Genomic DNA, 17,387 nt, shown 5'->3' with positions numbered 1-17,387 from the left:
AAAGGATTTTTCATGTTCTTTCCACAGCCGGTCCATTCTGAACAGCCAGTCACCTATATGGCTCTGGGGCCCATTACGCCGGGTGCTGATATTCCTGACATCAGGGGACTGTATGCAGGCCCCGACCTGGATGGTTTGGAACAGACTCCCGCCTGGACCTCGACCCATTCGCCCCTGCTGTTGGAGCATGCGCAGAACACCTACCTGCATCCTGGCCTGACAGGGCATCGGATTGTATCAGGCCCCGAGGGCATCCAGGCTGGCCGTTCCTGGTCGCCCCGATTCCTGGTGGAGGGCAAGCCCGAGCAGACCGCTGACTCGCTGACCATCAAGGCCCGTGACGAGGATGCCCAGCTTGGGTTGGAGACCAGCGTGGAGGCAATGGCCGGCGGCTCCCTGCGGATTCGCCATACCCTGCGCAATCTGGGCGCCGATCCTTTCCTGTTGGAGGGTCTGGAGGTCCGTCTGCCCTTGGACGACCAGCAGACGCAGATTCTGGACTTCGCCGGAAGGCACGAGCGTGAGCGCAGCCCCCAGCGCCATGACCTGGCCGACGGGGCCTGGGTGCGTGAGTTCCGTTGGGGCCGTACCGGTTTCGAGGGGCCCGTGGTCATGGTGGGCACCCCAGGGTTCAACTTCCATCACGGCAGGGTGCTTTGCGTCCAGCCGGCCTGGAGCGGGAACACGGTGCTTCGGGTGGACCGGAACAGCGCCACCCCGGCCGGTGTCAGCGCTGGCGAGCTCCTGTTGCCCGGCGAGGTGGTCCTGGATCAGGGCCAGGAGTACAGCACGCCCTGGATCGTGGTCACGGCCTCCGACCATGGCATGGATCCGATCATGAACAGCTTGCACGCCTGGGAGCGCACCCTGCCCGAGCATCCGTGCGAGCAGCCGGTCATCCTGAACGTTTGGGAGGCCATCACCTTCAACCACGACTTCGACACCCTGCGCGACCTGGCCGACCGGGCAGCCCACATCGGGGTGGAGCGCCTCGTTCTGGACGACGGCTGGTTCCACCTGCGCCGGGACGACAAGGCCGGTCTAGGCGACTGGTGGGTGGATCCTGCGGTCTGGCCCCAGGGGCTGGAGCCTTTAGCTGATTATGTCCACAAACTGGGGATGCAGTTCGGCCTCTGGTTCGAGCCGGAGATGATCAACCCGAATTCGGACGCCTTCCGCGACCATCCTGAGTGGGTCATGAGGGCATCCTCCAGAAACCCGGAGCTGCAGCGCAACCAGCTGGTCCTGGACCTGACCAACCCTCAGGCCTTCAACCATGTGCTGGAGGCCATGACCAAGGTTCTGGGGTCCTGCCAAATCGACTACGTCAAGTGGGATCACAACCGCGACCTTCTTGAGGCCGGCTCCCAGGTCCATGGTGGCGCGCCGGCCATCCATGAGCAGACTCTGGCCTACTACCGTCTGCTGGACACCCTCCGCGCTCGCTTCCCCGAAGTCGAGTGGGAGTCCTGCGCCTCGGGCGGCGGCCGCATCGACCTGGGCGTGATCGAGAAGGTCCGCCGCTTCTGGAACTCCGACATGACCGACGCCCTGAGCAGGCAGCTGATCCAGCGCTGGACCGAGCAGACCGTGGCCCCCGAGTACATCGGCGCCCACATCTCCCAGCCCTCCTCCCAGCAGACCGGCAGAACCTACAGCCTGGATTTCCGGGCGGCCACGGCCGTCTTCGGGTCCATGGGCATCGAGTGGGACATCCGCCAGGCCAGCGAGGAGGACCTGGAGCGGCTCAAGGAGTGGGTCACCTGGTACAAGGCCAACCGTGGCTTCCTTCACTCCGGCCGTGTGGTCCGCCTGGACGTTGCCGACCCCTCGGTCCTGGCCCATGGCGTGGTGGCCCCCGACCGCAGCCGTGCCATCCTGGCCCACGTCCAGTTGGACGAATCCCTGCATAATCGTGGTGTTTATCTACGTATTCCCGGCCTGGACCCCAAGGCCCGGTATCGGCTGGCCTGGACCGGCCCCGCCAAGCCCAGGGCTTCGCTTGAGCCTTTGGATCCGACCGGTCCGCTGGGGACCGCCGAGGTCACCGGCACCTATCTGGAGCGCGTGGGCGTTCGCATACCCCGCTGCCAGCCCGAGACCATCCGCCTGATCGACCTGATCCGGGTCTGACCCGCCGCTATCAGCCACACCACGGGGATGAAGGAGCACTGAATCATGAACCCAACCAGCCTTAGCCTGGGAGAGCCGGACTGGATTACGCTGACCACCGATGCCGACAGGGAGACAGCGCCCGCAGGCAGGCCTTTCCACGCAGCCCCCGATGCGAGGGTCAGCCTCAAGGGCGAATCCGCTCTGACGGTCAGCCTGACCGCCGGCTCCACCCCCATCCGGTCCCTGGCGCTGCGCTGGACCAGGCCCATGTCCTCCGACGACCTCTACCTGGGCGATGCCTGGGAGCGTGGCTACGGCCGCATGGGTTTCCAGACCATGCGTGCCAACCGGTTCATGCCCTGGTACTTCCTGGCGGCAGGTCAGGAGCAGGCCCAGGGGTACGGGGTGGCCACCGGTCCCAACGCTTTCTGCTTCTGGCAGGTCGATACGGCCGGCATCACCCTCTTCCTTGACCTGCGCAACGGCGGCAGTGGTCTGGTTCTGGACGGACGGCAGCTTGAAGCGGCCACCATCATCTGCCTGCAATATCCGCTCCAGGAGCGGGCTGGCGGTCCGGTCTTTGCTGTGGCCAGTGACTTCTGCTCCCGGATCAGCCGCAAGGGCCTTATGCCCCCTGAGCCGGTCTACGGGAGCAACAACTGGTACTACGCCTACGGGGACTCCAGCCGTTCCCGGATTCTTGCCGATGCCGAGTATCTGGCCGACCTGACCCAGGGCAACGCCCACCGCCCCACCATGGTCGTGGACGACGGCTGGCAGGACCACCACCGGCTTGAGGACTACAACGGCGGCCCCTGGCGGCGTGGCAACCAAAAGTTCGGCGACATGGGCGCCCTGGCCGACCAGATCAAGGCCATGGGCATCAAACCGGGCATCTGGTACCGTCCGCTCCTCAACGAGGACGAGGCCATTGCCGACCAGTTCAGGCTCCCGCACAACGGATGCCTGGACCCCTCGAACCCGCAGGCCCTGGACTACATCCGCCAGGACGTCGCCCAGCTGGGGGAGTGGGGCTACCAGCTGGTCAAGCATGATTTCAGTACCTTCGACCTGCTGGGCAGGTGGGGATTCCAGATGAACCCCTGGCCCAGCCCGGACGGCTGGCACTTCTACGACCGGAGCCTGACCAGCGCCCAGGTGGTCAAGCAGCTCTACCGGGCCATATTCGAGCAGGCTACCAAGGCCGGGATGCTGGTCCAAGGGTGCAATGTGGTCGGCCACCTGGGCGTCGGCTTCATGCAGATCAACCGGACCGGCGACGACACCAGCGGCCTGCAGTGGGAGCGGACCAGGCAGATCGGAGTCAACACCCTGGCCTTCCGCCTGCCTCAGAACGGGAGCTTCTACGCCACCGACGCCGACTGCGTGGGCATATCCGACTCAATCGACTGGGAGCTCAACCGCCAGTGGATGGATCTCTTGGCGCGGACCGGCACCCCGCTCTTCTTCTCAGCCCGTCCCGGCGGTCTGACCGCCGATCAGGAGAACCAGCTCGGGCAGGCCTTGGCCTTGGCCTCGACCGGCGGCGCCCATGCCATCCCCTCGGACTGGCTGGTCAACGACTGCCCTGAAATTTGGACTGACGACGGCGGCGCTCGCCGATACTCCTGGTATGAGCCGGCTGGCCTGGAGTTCGCGGACATGCCCGAGCGCTACGACGGGTATCTTTCCGCCGTCTAGAAGTAGATGGCGGCCGTGCTCGGTTGGGATGGGCACAGCCGCCTGTTCGCCGGATTGCAGTGATGGGAATCCGGCCTTACTCGTGCGAAGTACAGTGGGGAATATCCGATAATGACATTTACAGAGCCTCCCAAGAGCTCTGCCGACTGTCTCCCCAACAGACGGTGCATGTCATCCGTTTCTGCGTCTTTGTACAGTTGATACAACCCTATCATCGCGCAATGACTATGACAGCCTGATCCAGTGTCGGCGGAACTCATGATTGACGGGATGAGTAAAGAGCGGCCAAGCAGGTTGGGGCTGTTAAGCCTCCTGGCCGGTCTGGCCGTGTTTCCTCCTCTCCCGGGCGGGGACGGGGGCGTGCATGTCTGCCCTCGGCTTCTGCCTGCAGAAGTGTGGTGGGGGCGCGGGAGGGAAGTGTCGGCTCTCTTGGGGTTTGAGCCTTAAAGTGGCACGTTCCTCCCTGCCCCCCTGTATGGGCCGGGGGCGGGGGATTGATACGCCGCCCGGCCGCTCTTACTCGTGCGAAGCGTGCAATAGTCGGCGTGTCTCCCTCCGGTGGCGGCGCGAGGCCAGGACCCCGCCCATGCCGGTCATGCCGGTGGCCAGGGCGAGCAGGATGCCCTCCCCTCCGGCCTGGGGGAGCACGCCTGCAGGCAGGTACGTGTACCTGAGGGAGGTGTCCGGTGTTTGGGGTGCGCCGCCCAGCGTGTAGTCCACGCTGACCGTGACCGTGCCCGGCTGGTGTGCGGGCGTGAACACGGTCACGTTATTGCTGTTACTGACAGGGGTCAGGTTCGTACCGGAGCCGGTGTCGAACTTGACGCCTGTGATCACCGGCTGCAGATTGAACACCACGGGCACGGGGGTCAGACTTTGGCTTCCTGCATTCGGATTGCCGAGCTCACCATACTGGTTACTCCCCCATACTTCTGTATTGCCGTCCGCGCCGATCGCCAGCGAATGATACCATCCGCCGCTGACCTGTACAGCCTTCAGCCAGGGGCCGCCTGAGCTCGTGGATTGCGCGGAGGCCAACACCCTCACAGGGGAGGAAAGATCGCTCGTGTCATCGTTGCCGAGCTGACCAGCAGTGTTGTCTCCCCATGACCATGTGTTTCCATCTTCGTCGATTGCCAGCGAATGATAGAGCCCGGCATTCACCTGCGAGGCTGTCACTGTGCCCGGATACCGTACCAGTCCCGGAACGGCTCTGTCGTCATTGTTGCCGTTGCCGAGCTCACCATGGTCGTTCCTTCCCCATGACCACGTTTTCCCATCTTCGTCGATTGCTAGCGAATGATCGCCTCCGGCGCTCACCTGGATGGCCTTCAGTCCCTTGTTTTTGTCGGTGTCCTGCACGAGCACGGGAACAGACGAATACTTATTGAAGCCGCTGATGTTGTTGCCGATTTGGCCCCAGTAGTTGAATCCCCAGGTGTACACATATCCGTCGCTGCCCACAGCTATCGAATGAAAGGCTCCGGCGCTCACCTGTATGGCCTTCAGTCCCTTGTTCTCGTCTGTGGGGCTACTGGGGTCGCGCACGTGCACAGGTAAAGGATTTGGAGTCGAATAGTCGCCAATGGTATTGTTGCCGAGCTGACCATCGAAGTTGCCTCCCCAGGCGTACACGTATCCGTCGCTGTCGATTGCTAGCGAATGATAGGCTCCGGCGCTCACCTGTATGGCCTTCAGTCCCTTGTTCTCGTCTGTGGGGCTACTAGGGTCGCGCACACGCACAGGAACAGATGAATCATTTGTTGCGTTGTTGCCGAGCTGGCCATAGTTGTTCCGTCCCCAGGCGTATACGTATCCATCGCTGCCCACGGCCAGCGAATGAGAGTATCCCGCGCTGACTTGCACATAGGTAAAATCTGCTGGCACGCCTGCAGGCTTAAGTACCATGACCGGCGTAGTCTGTTGAGTGGTCTTCCCGTCGCCGATTTGGCCATACACGTTGCCTCCCCAGGCGTAGGCGTTCCCGTCGCTGCCCACGGCCAGGGAAAAACTAGAGCCGTTCTTTTCGTCTTTCCCTCCGCTGATCTGGTTGAATTTGATGCCTTGGCCGGGTGGGGGGGTGATGGTGGTCTGTTGTCCGCCGAGCTGGCTGCCCTTGTCGGGGTTGATGGTCCAAGTGCCTGGCGTCCAGTGGGCGGTGAGAATGAGGTCCTTGGTGACGGGCTTGCTGAAGTCGTAGGCGATGTTGCCGGTGAACCATCCGTCGAACTGATAGCCTTCGCGCGTCGGGTCGGGGGAGGGGCGTTTGACTCTGCTGTTTGGGGTGGAGAAATTCTGATCTGCTGGTTCGGGGTTTCCTCCGTCCGCATTAAAAGTGACTTTGTAAGTGGATCTTTGCTGGTTGTTTCTGGTCAGTGTCTGGTCGACGGTGTAGCTGAGGCTCCTGGTGAAGGGTTGGCCGTCCTGCCTGCCGGCGAGTGTGATGGCGGCTGGCCCGGGCTTGCGGGCGGGGATTTCCGTCTGCCAGGAGCGGTCTTTCCTGCTGAGTGTCAGTGCCTGGCCGTCCATGCTGGCTGATTCCATGGTGGGTCCGGTGGCATTGTCGGTTCTGGCTGGCTTGCCCGGATTGTTTTGAGCGTCCAGGCTCCACGTGAACATGTCGCCCTGTCGGTTAATGGCGGTGATGCTGCTGCCGGCAGCGGCGGCCTGCGTGTAGGGTTGTTCCCCGTTGTCTGCCCGGATGGCTGTTGCGCCGGGCTTCCAGGTCCAGATGCGGCCGTCCGTGCTGGTGATCACGGCCTGGTCCTTGTTGGCGGCGATACGGCTGGCTTTTCTGTTTTCGGGCAGACCGAGGGTTGCGGAACTGGCTGTGTTGTCGTCCAGGTACCGGGCCTGCCCGTCCGCGTCCAGGAGGAGGAACCCCTGGTTGAGGGCCTGGGCCTGAACGGTGCGCATGCCCGGGTCCTGCTCGGCGCGTGAAGGCTTGGCGCTTCCGGCATTGGCCGTCTCCCAGGTCCAGGCCTGCCCGTCCGTATCCACGATGAGGATCCGGCTGCCGGATGCGGCGGCGAGGACGGCCTGCGCCTTTCCGGGCAGGCCGATGGTTTCCTGTGCTGCGGGTTTCGGGTTCGGGTTTTGGCTGTCGGCCTGTCCGGCCTGGTAGGCGTGGACCTGTCCCTGCCGGTCCACGGCCAGCAGCCGGTCGTCGTTGATGCTGATGCTCGTGAACCCGGCGTCCTGGCCGGTGTCCAGGAGCGTGGGCGCGGGCTGTCGGCTGTCCCAGGTGTAGATCCGCCGGTCGGATCCGAGTGCCGCCTGCCGTCGGCTGCCTGCCGCGGCCTGCAGGTAGCGGAACCCGTCGGGAGCCTGGGCCGGGAAGGGCACCTGCACGGGTGCGCCCTCCTGTGTCCAGGTGTGGATGCGGCCGTCCCCGGTCAGGCCCACAATCTGGTTACCTGCGGCCTGGATGCTCGTGTAGCAGGGCTCCTGCCTGTCGGGCGGGCTGATGGTCAGCCGGGCGCCGGTGGCGGGCCCGTGCTCCGGGCTCAGCGTCCAGTCCGTGGTTTTGGTCCACTGGGCTTTCAGGGTCGTGTCCTGCAGGATGGGGGTCTGGAAGTCGTAGGGCTGGCCGTCGAGCATCCACCCGTCGAACCGGAAGCCCTCACGTTGAGGGTTGTGTTGCGGGGGCGTGGCGAGGGTGCCGGTCTTCACGGTCTCCTGTGTGGGCGTGCCGCCGTCGGCCGGGTCGAAACGCACCGTGCGCGCGGCGCGATCAGCCGTCTTCTCTGCTGACTTGGCCGGAGCGGAGCCTGTGCCCTCAGGTGTTCCCGTCGGCGGTGACGGGGCGTGCGGGCTTGGCGTTGCTGGGCTTGACGGCGGGGTGGCTTGTATCGGCGATGGCGAGGAAAGTGGGATATTTGATGCGTTGCCGGGGACAGTGGCGGGGGTTTGCTCAGCTACGCGAGGGGTCTGACGACCCCCCCCCCCCGGTGAGTATGGGAGCGTCCGCCTGGGCGGACGCGACGCCCAGGCCTGCCAGCAGGCCCAGCAGGACGGTCGTCATCGCCGTGATGCGACGCAGACGGGAAACCAGATGCATGAAACCAAAACCCCTTCACCAAACACCAAGCGGTATCAACACCGCCTGCCTATAACATTAACGTCTTTCCTGTCGGAAAGCTGTCCAGTCTGTCAACACCATCCCGCACCGAATTGCAGTAACCATAACAGAAGCCAGCCGTCTTCTCGATTCCCCCTTCTCTCACCCTACCACCCAGCCAACAAGTGACATACAGCCGCATCAGGAGCACTCGAATACTACAGGATCCCGTCTCCTGCTATCTGCGGGAGGCGGGACCCTTAAATCGTCAAGCGGAGATCAGCCGGTGTTCTGCAGGCCGGCGGCGACTCCCGAAACGGTGCAGAGGATCAGGTAGATGAAGTCGGCCTGCTGGCTCTTGCTGAGCTCCTCCTTGTCGTTGCGACGACGCAGGGCCCGCAGGGCGCGCACCTGGGTCACCGACAGGGCGTCCACATATGGAGAGCGGATCCGGATGGCCTGGCCCAGCACGTGGCGGTGCTGCAGGGGCCACTCGTCGCCCACGATCTGCAGAACCCACTTGCGGGTCAGCTCCATCTCCGAGAGGACCTTCTGGCTCAGGTCGTCCCGGTCGCCCAGGGAGAGGTACATCTTGGCGATGCGCTCGTCCGTCTTGGCCAGGCTCATCTCGATGTTGTCGATGAAGGTGCTGAAGAGCGGCCACTCCTCGTAGGCCTGACGCAGGGTTTCCAGGTCGCCGAACTTCTCGCAGGCGGTGCCCAGCCCGTACCAGGCGGCCAGGTTGATGCGGGCCTGCGCCCAGGAGAAGACCCAGGGTATGGTCCGCAGATCGTCCAGGGACTTGGCGCCCAGACCACGCTTGGCCGGCCGGGAACCGATGGGCAGCAGGCCGATCTCGTTCAGAGGCGTCACGATGGAGAACCAGGGGGCGAAGTCCGGCGTGTGCAGCAGGTCCAGGAAGCGCTCGTGGGCGGCCTGGTCCAGCTCGTCGGCCATGTCCGCGTACTTCTCGGTCATGGTGGTGTTGCGCTCCTCCACGCTGGGCGCGGACTGGAGCAGGGTGGCCGCAGCCACCGACTCGATGTGGCGGATGGCCAGGACCGGGTTGCCGTAGCGGGCGAAGATGACCTCGCCCTGTTCGGTCAGCTTGAACCGGCAGTTGACCGAGCCCACAGGCTGGGCCAGTACGGCACGGTTGGCAGGGCCGCCGCCACGGCCTACGGCGCCGCCGCGTCCGTGGAAGAGGGTCAGATCGATGTTGTGGCTCTCGGCCCACTTGGCGATGCGCTCCTGGGCGGAGTGCAGAGCCAGGGTCGCCGAGACGGGGCCGGCATCCTTGGAGGAGTCGGAGTAGCCCAGCATGACCTCCATCTTGTTGCCGGTCTCCTTGAGCCGGGCCTGGACCTCGGGGATCTTGATGATCTCCTCCAGCACGTCCACCGAGTTCTGCAGGTCCTCCAGCTGTTCGAACAGGGGGATCACGTCGATGACCGGCACGTCCTCGGCATGCTCGAAGGCCAGCCGGTTGAGCTCGTAGACGTCCTTGACGTTCTGCGCCGACTTGGTGAAGGAGATGATGTAGCGGCGGGCGGCCTTCTGGCCGTTGCGCTTCTGGATGGCTCCCAGGGCCCGGAAGGTGTCGAGCACCTCGTGGGTCATGGACTGCAGCTCGCCGCGCTCGCCATGCAGGCCGTGCTCGCGGATGTCCTCCAAGGCGCGGGCGTGGACCAGGGAGTGCTGGCGGAACTCCATCTCCACCATGTGGAAGCCGAAGGTCTGGGCCTGCCAGATCAGATCCTGCAGGGGGCCGTAGGCCTGACGGACCGCGCCCGCCTTGGCCAGGGAGTCCTGGACCACGCGCAGGTCGGCGATGAAGTCGTCGCAGTCGGCATACATGAGGTCGGCGTCACGCTGGATGGTGGCCTGCAGACGGTCGGCGATGACCAGGACCACGGCCCGGTGCAGTTCGTTGTGCGAGATGGTGGTGGCCCGGTCGGTCAGGCGCTCGCTCATCTCCTTCTGGTGGCTCCACAGGCTCCTCAGCTCGGAGCTGGGGGGCGTGGTGGTCACCTCCATGGTCATATTGCGGCCCACGGTGGTGGTGGCCCTGACCAGTGCCTCAAGCATGTGGTCCGAGAACTTGCGCGCCACCTTGCGCGAGACCTTGGCGGTCACATTGGGGTTGCCGTCGCGGTCGGAGCCGATCCAGCTGCCCGGGTGGAAGAAGGCGGGGCAGACGGGCTTGACCATGCCGGCCTTCTTGCCCAGCATCCAGTCGTCGAAGCGGCGGTAGACCTTGGGAATGGTCTCGAAGAGCGTGGCGTCGAAGATGTCCAGAATGGTGTTGGCTTCTTCGACGGGCGTCGGCTTCTTGGCTGCGATGGGCGAGGTGCGGAAGAGGGCGTCGATCTCGTTGTGCAGCAGACGCTCGTTCTCCTCCAGCTCGGAGCCGCCCAGGCCGCGGCGGACGGCCAGCAGGTTGGCGATGCGCCGGATCTTGCCCTCCACGGCCTTGCGCCTCGCCTCGGTGGGGTGGGCGGTGAAGACGGGGTGGAACTCCAGCTTCTCCAGCAGCTCCGAGGCCTTGGCCGGGCCCATCTCCTGAAGGAGCTGGCTGTAGGCGCTGGTCATCTCGTTGATGGGGTCGGTGCCCTTGACCTTCAGATCCACCTTGCCCTCGCGCTCATGCAGGACCTTCACCCGGTAGTTCTCCTCGCAGAGGTTGGCCAGATGGAAGTAGGTGGTCAGGGCGCGGGCCAGCAACTGGGAATCCTTGACTGAGGTGTCGTCGATCAGGGCCACAGCCTTGGACAGGCCGTCCTCGTCAGGCACGGGGTCCGAGGGGTGGCGGTTGAAGTGCTCGGCGCTGGCCGTCATCACGTCCTCGCGCAGGGAGTCGAACCGCTTGAGCAGCTGTTGATCGAATTCCCCCAACACATCCCTGAGCAGCCGCAGGCACAAGGCCATGTCCTCATCCAACGATTGAGGCAGCTTGCGTTCCTCCGGCCCCTTGGTCCCGGTGCCGGATGTGACCAGGGTCGCATCGGCAGCCGTGATTTGCTGATTACTATCTGTCATCAGTCCTCCTTGTCGAATCGCAGGTTGCCCGGTCTTCGACCATTCCACGGCTCCTCCGCGGTTATTGGTGGTCGGCGTTGCAGGCCCACAGCCTTCGGTTCGATGGCTCGCGGCCCATTCTAGGACGCTTCCGGGTCGGATACGTTTCATGATCCCGTGCGGCGGTGCAAGGGCACGTGACCCGGGTGGAGTATGAATGTGGGTGTGAAATTCAAGAGCGGGAGTTCCAAGGACGGCTATCGCGGCAGGACCGCAGCCGAGGTCAGACGGGTAAGCAAGTACCACACCCATTCCATCCCACTGGATATGGAGGATATTGAACGCGACTACGACAAGCCCATCGTCGAGGCCTGCATCGCGGCCAAGACCAGCCTGATCGTGCGGGTGGGCATGCTGGAGCTGGGGGCTGGAACGGGAAGCTTCCGCGTGCGCGAGATGATGCACAGGATTGCCTACCCCATGGGCGTGCATGTGCGGGCCGACGTGAACCTGACCGACATCGAGGCCACCTGCACGGATGGCGTGTCTCGAATCACCGAGGTGGTGGACCTGCCCACCACCGGGGTCAACACCGAGCGGATCTGGCTGCTGGAACACTTCGCCGACTGGCTCAGCGTCAAGTGCGGGCAAGCAGGGACCTACCACGCCATGACGGTGGTCTCCCGGGAGCTGGTGGACAACCTGGACGAGCCGAACGTCTACGCGGCGGCCCGCAAGGCGGTCAAGGAGGTGCTGGCCCAGGACCAGGATGCGGCCAAGGCGCTCAAGGACGCGGTGGCCACTGCCGTACACAACGAGGACGAGATCAGCCAGAGCCGGATCGATGCGGCGGCCATGGACACCAGGACAGCCGCCGGTCTGGGAACCGTAGGCTCCACGCCTCGGCCGGGGGATTCCAACGATTCCAAGGCTGCTTCCGTTTCTGCTGCCGCCGCGATTGAGAATTCAGATTCGAGTGCCGCTGGTTCTGCAGTCACTGAATCTTCTGCAACCAGCCAAGGGAGCGATTCGGGGGCTGAGCGGCCTGCGTCCAGACAATCTGCGTCAACTCAAGGCGAAGCACATGAGAAGGCCAGGTCTTCCGAGAGCGCTGCGTCTTCTGAACAGTCAGCGTCTTCTGACCGGTCCACGTCTTTCAAAGAGGCTGTATCTGCCGATAAGCCTGCCTCCTCTGACAAGTCCGCGTACCCAGAGCCGCAGGCAGCGGGTGGCATCACAGTCCGGCAGGCGCATGAACGCCTGGACCTGATTGAGCGCCGCAAACCCCTCTATTCGCCCCTCTTCTCGGGCTTCGCTTCGGCCGTGGCCTGCGCAGCCTTCGTCTTCCTGCTGGGCGGCGGCCTCTACGATATGGCCGGGGCTTTTGTCGGCGCTGGCATAGGCCAGTGGGTGCGTCGACAGATGCTGGGCAGGCGGATCAACCAGTTCTTCGCTACCGGGGTGGCGGTCATCATTGCCGCCCTGGCCTGCGTCGGCACGCTGAGACTGGTGGGTATCTTCGACCCGGTGGCTCTCAAGCACGACACGGCTTATATCGGCGCCATCCTCTTCGTCATCCCCGGCTTTCCCCTGGTCACCGGCGGCCTGGACATCGCTAAGCTGGACTTCCCTTCGGGGGTGCAGCGCATCACATACGCCTTCTCGATCATCCTGGTGGCCACACTGGGTGGCTGGGCCGTGGCGCGGATGGTCATGCTCAACCCCCAGGGCTTTGAACCGATGAACCTGAGTCCCTTGCTGATGGCCGGACTGCGCATGATTGCAGCATTCTGCGGGGTCTGGGGCTTCTCGGTCCTCTTCAACTCACCCCAGCGCATGGCCCTGGTGGCCGCCGTCATCGGCGCTCTGACCGACACCATGCGCCTGGAGATGCAGGACCTGCTTCATGTCCCTCCGGAGATGGCCGCTTTTCTGGGTGCCTTCCTGGCCGGCATGCTGGCCACGGTCTGGCGCTCCTCGGTCCGCCACGGCCTGCTGCCGCCCCACCTGGGCTATCCAAGAATCAGCCTGACCGTGCCATCCATCGTCATCATGGTACCCGGTCTGTATATGTACCGAGCCATGTTCTACCTGGGGCAGTTCAATACGCTCAACGCCTTGGACTGGGCCTTCCGGGCCTTCATGGTCATCATCTGCCTGCCCATAGGCCTGGTCACGGCCCGGGTGCTGACCGACCGTTCCTGGCGGTACGACGTTTAGTAGCTCATGCCCATGGCCGAGCGGACCTGATCAAGGGTCTCCTCGGCTATCTGGTTGGCGCGCTTGTTGCCCTCGACCAGGATGTCGCGCACAGTGTCCATGTCCTTGGCCAGCTCGGCACGGCGCTCGCGGTGGGGTGCCAGGAACTCGTTGACCGACTTGGTTACATAGGCCTTGAGGGCGCCTGAGCCGGCATTGCCGATCTCCTCAGCGATGTCCTCGGGCTTCCGGTCAGTCACCAGGCCGGCCGTGGTCAGCAGGGCCGAGACCTGGGGGCGGTTCACAGGGTCGAAGGTGATTTTGCGCTCGGAGTCGGTGGGCGACTTGCGAATCAGCTTGGCGGTCTCCTCCGCGGTGGCGCCCAGCATGATGGAGTTGCCGTAGGACTTGCTCATCTTGCGGCCATCCAGGCCCGGGATCTCAGGGGTGTCGGACAGGATGGCATCAGGTTCGGGGAAGACCGGGGCCTGGCCGGGGTAGCGCTCGTCGAAGCGGCGGGCGATGGTCCGGGTCAGCTCCACATGCGGCAGGTTGTCCTTGCCGATGGGCACCACGTTGGCCTTGCAGAAGAGTATGTCGCAGGCCTGGTGGACCGGGTAGGTCAGCAGCAGGCCGGTCAGGGCGTGGCCGCTGGCCTCCATCTCGGCCTTGACGGTGGGATTGCGGTGGAGCTCGGCCTCGGTCACCAGGGAGAGGAAGGGCAGCAGCAGCTGGTTCTCTGCGGGGGTGGACGAATGGGTGAAGATCATGGTCTTCTTGGGGTCGATGCCCGCAGCCAGATAGTCCAGCACCAGGTTGAGCACGTTGTCGCGGATGTGCTCCGTGGTGTCCCGATCGGTGATGACCTGGTAGTCGGCGATGACGATGTTGGTAGGTACGCCGCGGTTCTGCATCTGGACACGCTCGCGGATGGAGCCGAAGTAATGGCCCAGATGAAGCCTGCCGGTCGGGCGGTCGCCGGTGAGCATGGTGTAGCGGCTCGGATTCTTGTCCAGCTCGGCCAGCACCTGGTCGGACCGATGCTTGGCGGCTCTGAAGCTGTCGCTGATCTCATTGCCTGCCGCTGTGACTTCTTCCTGCATGGTCCCACCCTCGTCGTCGTGCCGAATGTCCTTCTGGGAATTGCTTTTATGGTAAAAGTCCGAGCCGACAAGATGCTCAGGTGGTACTCTCATAAATGATGCAAATTCACATTCAAGTTGCCTAAGTGCACGTTACCTGGCGAAGGGGGTCGGATGGGCCGCGGACGTCAGAAGGCTAAGCAGACGAAAATAGCCCGGAAGCTCAAATATCTGACAACGGACACGGATTACGACGAGCTGGCCAAAGAGCTCAGCAGCAAGGAACCCGGAACCAAGGGCAAAGATCCCTTCAAAATGGTTGAAGAGGAGTACTCCAAGCCGGATTCGCGCAAATCGGGGGGCCAGGCTCCCGAGGATTCCCCGGACGATGATCTGGACGATTACGCCCGGTGGGCCGCCGAGGCTGCTGCCAAAGCCACCTCTGGGGAGATGCCAGCCACGCCCAAGCCGCACAAGCGTATACCCATTCCCGTGCCCAGCGCGCTCAAACACCATAAGGACCAGAAGACCGCAGCCAAGGGGTCGGCGAGCAAGTAGCCGACCGCCGAGGTAGCCGGCTATTGGTCATACCAGCGGCAGCAGCTCGTGCAGATCGTCGCGTTCGCCCACGGCGCTGATATGCCCGGCGGCGGCTTCTTCGCTCCAGTCGGTGATGCCGGCGGCCAGCCGCAGCCAGACATCCGGGTCCAGCTCGATTACGTCGGGCGGGGTCAGGTTATGCGGGTCGGATGCAGGACCGTCCAGAATCTTGACGGCTCCCCAGGGGGCCACCCTGACCTCCACACCGGGGCCGGGGGCCTTGATCTCCAGCATGTGCAAGGAATAGCGGACCGCCATGGCCTTGCTACGCCTATCCGTTTGTGGGGCCACTGACAGGCGGTCGCCCTCCGGGCCCAGATTATTCGCGGCCTCCTTGGCCGCATCGCGCCAGGTCAGAAAATCCCGGCGGCCCTCTTCCATGTCTGCTTCCCGTATGGCACTCATGGCTCCATTGTGACGCGCCGCCCCAACAGGCGTGTCCAACAGACTGTGGTCAGGCCGAAGTCAGGCATGAAAAAAGGAATCCGTTGCCCTCACGTCCTTGACGCTGGGTCGGATTCCTTCCCGACCGGAACAGTCAGGCCTGTGCGCCCGCTTGCAGAGGGGTCTCGGGATCCTCGGACCCCTTGTCCTCCTCATCCTTGGCCAGGCCCAGGTCGACTGGCGATGAGCTGTTCTCCCAGGGCTCCTCCCAGGGATCATAATCCGGGTTCTGCTGCTTGTATACGAACAGAGCGACAACGCCGGCCAGCAGCGTGCCGAAGAGCAGTGCAAAGAACTTCCAGCCGTTTGAAGATGAATTCTCCATGTTTGGCTCCTTTCGACGACTTTCGTCGGTCCTGCCCACTTCGACCGACCTAGTCAACATCCTAGTAGAAAGCGGCGAACTGTGGGGCGCATCGGTGCCATTGCGGCACGGAAACCGCACACCCGGGCTGGGCTGTCAGGTAAGGTATGGTTCATGGTCAATGGCATGGGCACCAGTTTCACAGGCGGAGGGAACGGTCGGGGGCCGCGGGGATGGATCCGGCGGTACTGGGGTGACCATGCTCCGGTGGTGACCATAGCCATCACCCTGATCTGCATAGTTGCCTGGGTCATCCAGATGGCCCTGTATCTGCTGGCTCCGCTTCGGTACCAGCGTCTTTTGCTGGGCTACTGGGCCTTCGTGCCGATTGCAGCCATTCATGAGCCCTGGATGTTTGTGACCAACATATTTCTGCATGCCACCAATGTTTCGCACATCCTCTTCAACATGATCACCCTCTGGGTTGTGGGGCCGGTGCTGGAAAATCTGATAGGGCATGGGCGGTTCCTGGCCCTCTACATAATCAGCGGGCTGGGCGGAGACCTGGGGCTGATGGTCTATGCGGTCCTGGCGCCCAACGGATGGGGCACGTCGGCCATCGGGGCCTCGGGCGCGCTCTTCGGGCTCTTCGCCGCCATTCTGGTGGTCTACCGCCGTCTGGGGATTGACATCATTTCCATGGTGGTCTGGATGGCCATCAACTTCTGCATGCCTCTGTTCGTGCCCGGCATCGCCTGGCAGGATCATGTGGGCGGGTTCATAGTCGGCGGCCTCTTCATGCTGGTCCTGCTGCACGTGGGCCGGCCTGGCTCCCGGGTGCATGGTCTGCTCTCCTGGCTGTTGCCCACGCTGATCTTCCTGCTGGCTCTGGTTCTGCTGGCTCTGGGCTGCAACATGTTCAACCCCTTGCGCTGAAAATCAGCATCTGCCTGCTGTCGATTGCCTGCCGTTGACTGCCGACTATTTCGTCCTCGTTTTGGGTCCGGTAATTGATAAATGACATGGATGTCATCTATCCACATTTGTTGACAATCTTGTGGATAACCTGGGAATAAGTATTCAGAACTGGTGTATATATACCTGTAAAAAGTGGATAAGTGAATGCAGAACTCAATCAGCAGTAGGGTTGTGGACGAGTGCCTTAAGCCGTCCACGAGGAATTCGGGCGATTGTGGATAACTTTAGATTGAGTTTCGGATCGGTGGATGAAATAGGTGGAGCTGGATGCTTGAATCCACACATGCCTGACGCTCAGGTGTGGATGGGCATACAAAGAACCCCACAGCCATGCCTGGACGGTTGCGGGGTTCCTGAAGAGTAATGCTGTTGGATCAGTGCCACCACATGGTCATGAGGAAGCCGACCAGCAGAATGCCAAAGCCCACGGCAAGGTTCCAGTTGCCAATGCCGGGGATGGGGAAGACGCTGCCTCTGACGGAGGAGATGTAGTAGACCACGATCCAGATCAGGCCCACCACCATCAGCGTGACGAAGAGGGGCACGAACCAGCGCGGATTGGCCTTGGTGCTCTTGATGGTGTCCTCCACGCGACGGGTGTTCTCCTCCTGACGCTGCACGATGCGGCGCATCTGCGGAGTCATGTGCTTTTTGTCAACGCTCTGGTTGAGCACGGCCTCCACCTTGTCCATGGACAGGCCGTACTCCTCGTCCTCGGCATCCTCGCCAGTGCCAGCGGTCTTGTCCTCGGCCTCGGTCTTCTTGGCCTCGTCCACCGCATCGTCCTCGTCATCATGGAGTTGATGCTCTGCCATGAGGTTATTCTCCTTCAGTAGATCTACTAAGCCATAGTAGCGGTTAGACTCGAACGTAATACTATCGCAGA

At 63.2% G+C, this 17,387-nt stretch carries 12 protein-coding genes; 5 read left to right on the top strand and 7 right to left on the bottom strand.

Going from position 1 to position 17,387, the window contains the following annotated elements:
- The first annotated feature begins 12 nt into the window (after positions 1-12).
- Together H3T89_RS07600 and H3T89_RS07595 are read left to right on the top strand one after the other, a co-directional pair.
- Positions 13-2,133 (top strand): alpha-galactosidase, encoded by a 2,121-nt coding sequence (locus tag H3T89_RS07600; protein ID WP_198216706.1) that lies wholly within the window; start codon positions 13-15, stop codon positions 2,131-2,133.
- A gap of 45 nt (positions 2,134-2,178) precedes the next feature.
- The gene (locus H3T89_RS07595) at positions 2,179-3,816 is read left to right on the top strand and encodes a glycoside hydrolase family 36 protein (RefSeq protein ID WP_198216705.1); all 1,638 of its coding nucleotides are present in this window, start codon (positions 2,179-2,181) and stop codon (positions 3,814-3,816) included.
- Between the two features lie 516 nt (positions 3,817-4,332).
- Here H3T89_RS07595 and H3T89_RS09130 read toward each other — a convergent pair.
- The 3 genes from H3T89_RS09130 to H3T89_RS07580 all read right to left on the bottom strand — a co-directional run bounded on the left by H3T89_RS09130 (position 4,333) and on the right by H3T89_RS07580 (position 10,915).
- Positions 4,333-7,488 carry an RCC1 domain-containing protein gene (locus H3T89_RS09130; protein ID WP_332461490.1) on the bottom strand — a complete coding sequence of 1,052 codons (3,156 nt, stop codon included), beginning with the start codon at positions 7,486-7,488 and terminating at the stop codon, positions 4,333-4,335.
- 241 nt (positions 7,489-7,729) lie between these two features.
- Positions 7,730-7,876: a hypothetical protein gene (locus H3T89_RS07585; protein ID WP_198216703.1), complete on the bottom strand. Its 147-nt coding sequence runs from the start codon at positions 7,874-7,876 to the stop codon at positions 7,730-7,732.
- A gap of 279 nt (positions 7,877-8,155) precedes the next feature.
- Entirely contained in the window at positions 8,156-10,915 is a 2,760-nt protein-coding gene (locus H3T89_RS07580; RefSeq protein WP_198216702.1) for a phosphoenolpyruvate carboxylase, read from the bottom strand.
- A 306-nt stretch (positions 10,916-11,221) separates the two neighbouring features.
- Between H3T89_RS07580 and H3T89_RS07575 the strand changes: the two genes are divergently transcribed.
- Positions 11,222-13,114 carry a threonine/serine ThrE exporter family protein gene (locus H3T89_RS07575; RefSeq protein ID WP_232348553.1) on the top strand — a complete coding sequence of 631 codons (1,893 nt, stop codon included), beginning with the start codon at positions 11,222-11,224 and terminating at the stop codon, positions 13,112-13,114.
- Here H3T89_RS07575 and trpS read toward each other — a convergent pair.
- Entirely contained in the window at positions 13,111-14,196 is a 1,086-nt protein-coding gene (gene trpS, locus H3T89_RS07570; RefSeq protein ID WP_198216700.1) for a tryptophan--tRNA ligase, read from the bottom strand. The genes H3T89_RS07575 and trpS overlap by 4 nt on opposite strands.
- A 153-nt stretch (positions 14,197-14,349) precedes the next feature.
- Between trpS and H3T89_RS07565 the strand changes: the two genes are divergently transcribed.
- Positions 14,350-14,733: a DUF3073 domain-containing protein gene (locus tag H3T89_RS07565; RefSeq protein ID WP_015021108.1), complete on the top strand. Its 384-nt coding sequence runs from the start codon at positions 14,350-14,352 to the stop codon at positions 14,731-14,733.
- 27 nt (positions 14,734-14,760) lie between these two features.
- Here the strand turns inward: H3T89_RS07565 and H3T89_RS07560 are convergent, their stop codons facing one another.
- Together H3T89_RS07560 and H3T89_RS07555 are read right to left on the bottom strand one after the other, a co-directional pair.
- Complete coding sequence (locus H3T89_RS07560) at positions 14,761-15,180, bottom strand: sterol carrier family protein (protein ID WP_198204118.1); 420 nt, start codon at positions 15,178-15,180, stop codon at positions 14,761-14,763.
- Positions 15,181-15,313: 133 nt separating this feature from the next.
- The gene (locus H3T89_RS07555; RefSeq protein WP_015021110.1) at positions 15,314-15,544 is read right to left on the bottom strand and encodes a hypothetical protein; all 231 of its coding nucleotides are present in this window, start codon (positions 15,542-15,544) and stop codon (positions 15,314-15,316) included.
- 153 nt (positions 15,545-15,697) lie between these two features.
- On the opposite strand from H3T89_RS07555, the gene H3T89_RS07550 reads away from it, so the two are divergent.
- Entirely contained in the window at positions 15,698-16,459 is a 762-nt protein-coding gene (locus tag H3T89_RS07550) for a rhomboid family intramembrane serine protease (RefSeq protein ID WP_232348546.1), read from the top strand.
- A gap of 416 nt (positions 16,460-16,875) precedes the next feature.
- On the opposite strand, the gene crgA is transcribed toward H3T89_RS07550, so the two are convergent.
- The gene (gene crgA / locus H3T89_RS07545) at positions 16,876-17,316 is read right to left on the bottom strand and encodes a cell division protein CrgA (protein ID WP_015021112.1); all 441 of its coding nucleotides are present in this window, start codon (positions 17,314-17,316) and stop codon (positions 16,876-16,878) included.
- Positions 17,317-17,387 lie beyond the last annotated feature (71 nt).

Origin of the sequence: Bifidobacterium sp. W8114 (assembly GCF_016101165.1) — a bacterium.
GTDB classification, from domain to species: Bacteria; Actinomycetota; Actinomycetes; order Actinomycetales; family Bifidobacteriaceae; genus Bombiscardovia; species Bombiscardovia asteroides.
This window is presented reverse-complemented; position numbering and strand designations above follow the sequence as displayed.

Excerpts from the sequence above, each read along its gene's own strand:
- H3T89_RS07565 (WP_015021108.1), top strand. The coding sequence starts at position 14,350 with ATGGGCCGCGGACGTCAGAAGGCTAAGCAGACGAAAATAGCCCGGAAG.
- crgA (WP_015021112.1), bottom strand. The coding sequence starts at position 17,316 with ATGGCAGAGCATCAACTCCATGATGACGAGGACGATGCGGTGGACGAG.
- H3T89_RS07595 (WP_198216705.1), top strand. The coding sequence starts at position 2,179 with ATGAACCCAACCAGCCTTAGCCTGGGAGAGCCGGACTGGATTACGCTG.
- H3T89_RS07555 (WP_015021110.1), bottom strand. The coding sequence starts at position 15,544 with ATGGAGAATTCATCTTCAAACGGCTGGAAGTTCTTTGCACTGCTCTTC.
- H3T89_RS07585 (WP_198216703.1), bottom strand. The coding sequence starts at position 7,876 with ATGCATCTGGTTTCCCGTCTGCGTCGCATCACGGCGATGACGACCGTC.
- H3T89_RS07560 (WP_198204118.1), bottom strand. The coding sequence starts at position 15,180 with ATGAGTGCCATACGGGAAGCAGACATGGAAGAGGGCCGCCGGGATTTT.
- trpS (WP_198216700.1), bottom strand. The coding sequence starts at position 14,196 with ATGCAGGAAGAAGTCACAGCGGCAGGCAATGAGATCAGCGACAGCTTC.
- H3T89_RS07580 (WP_198216702.1), bottom strand. The coding sequence starts at position 10,915 with ATGACAGATAGTAATCAGCAAATCACGGCTGCCGATGCGACCCTGGTC.
- H3T89_RS07600 (WP_198216706.1), top strand. The coding sequence starts at position 13 with ATGTTCTTTCCACAGCCGGTCCATTCTGAACAGCCAGTCACCTATATG.
- H3T89_RS07550 (WP_232348546.1), top strand. The coding sequence starts at position 15,698 with ATGGTCAATGGCATGGGCACCAGTTTCACAGGCGGAGGGAACGGTCGG.
- H3T89_RS07575 (WP_232348553.1), top strand. The coding sequence starts at position 11,222 with ATGGAGGATATTGAACGCGACTACGACAAGCCCATCGTCGAGGCCTGC.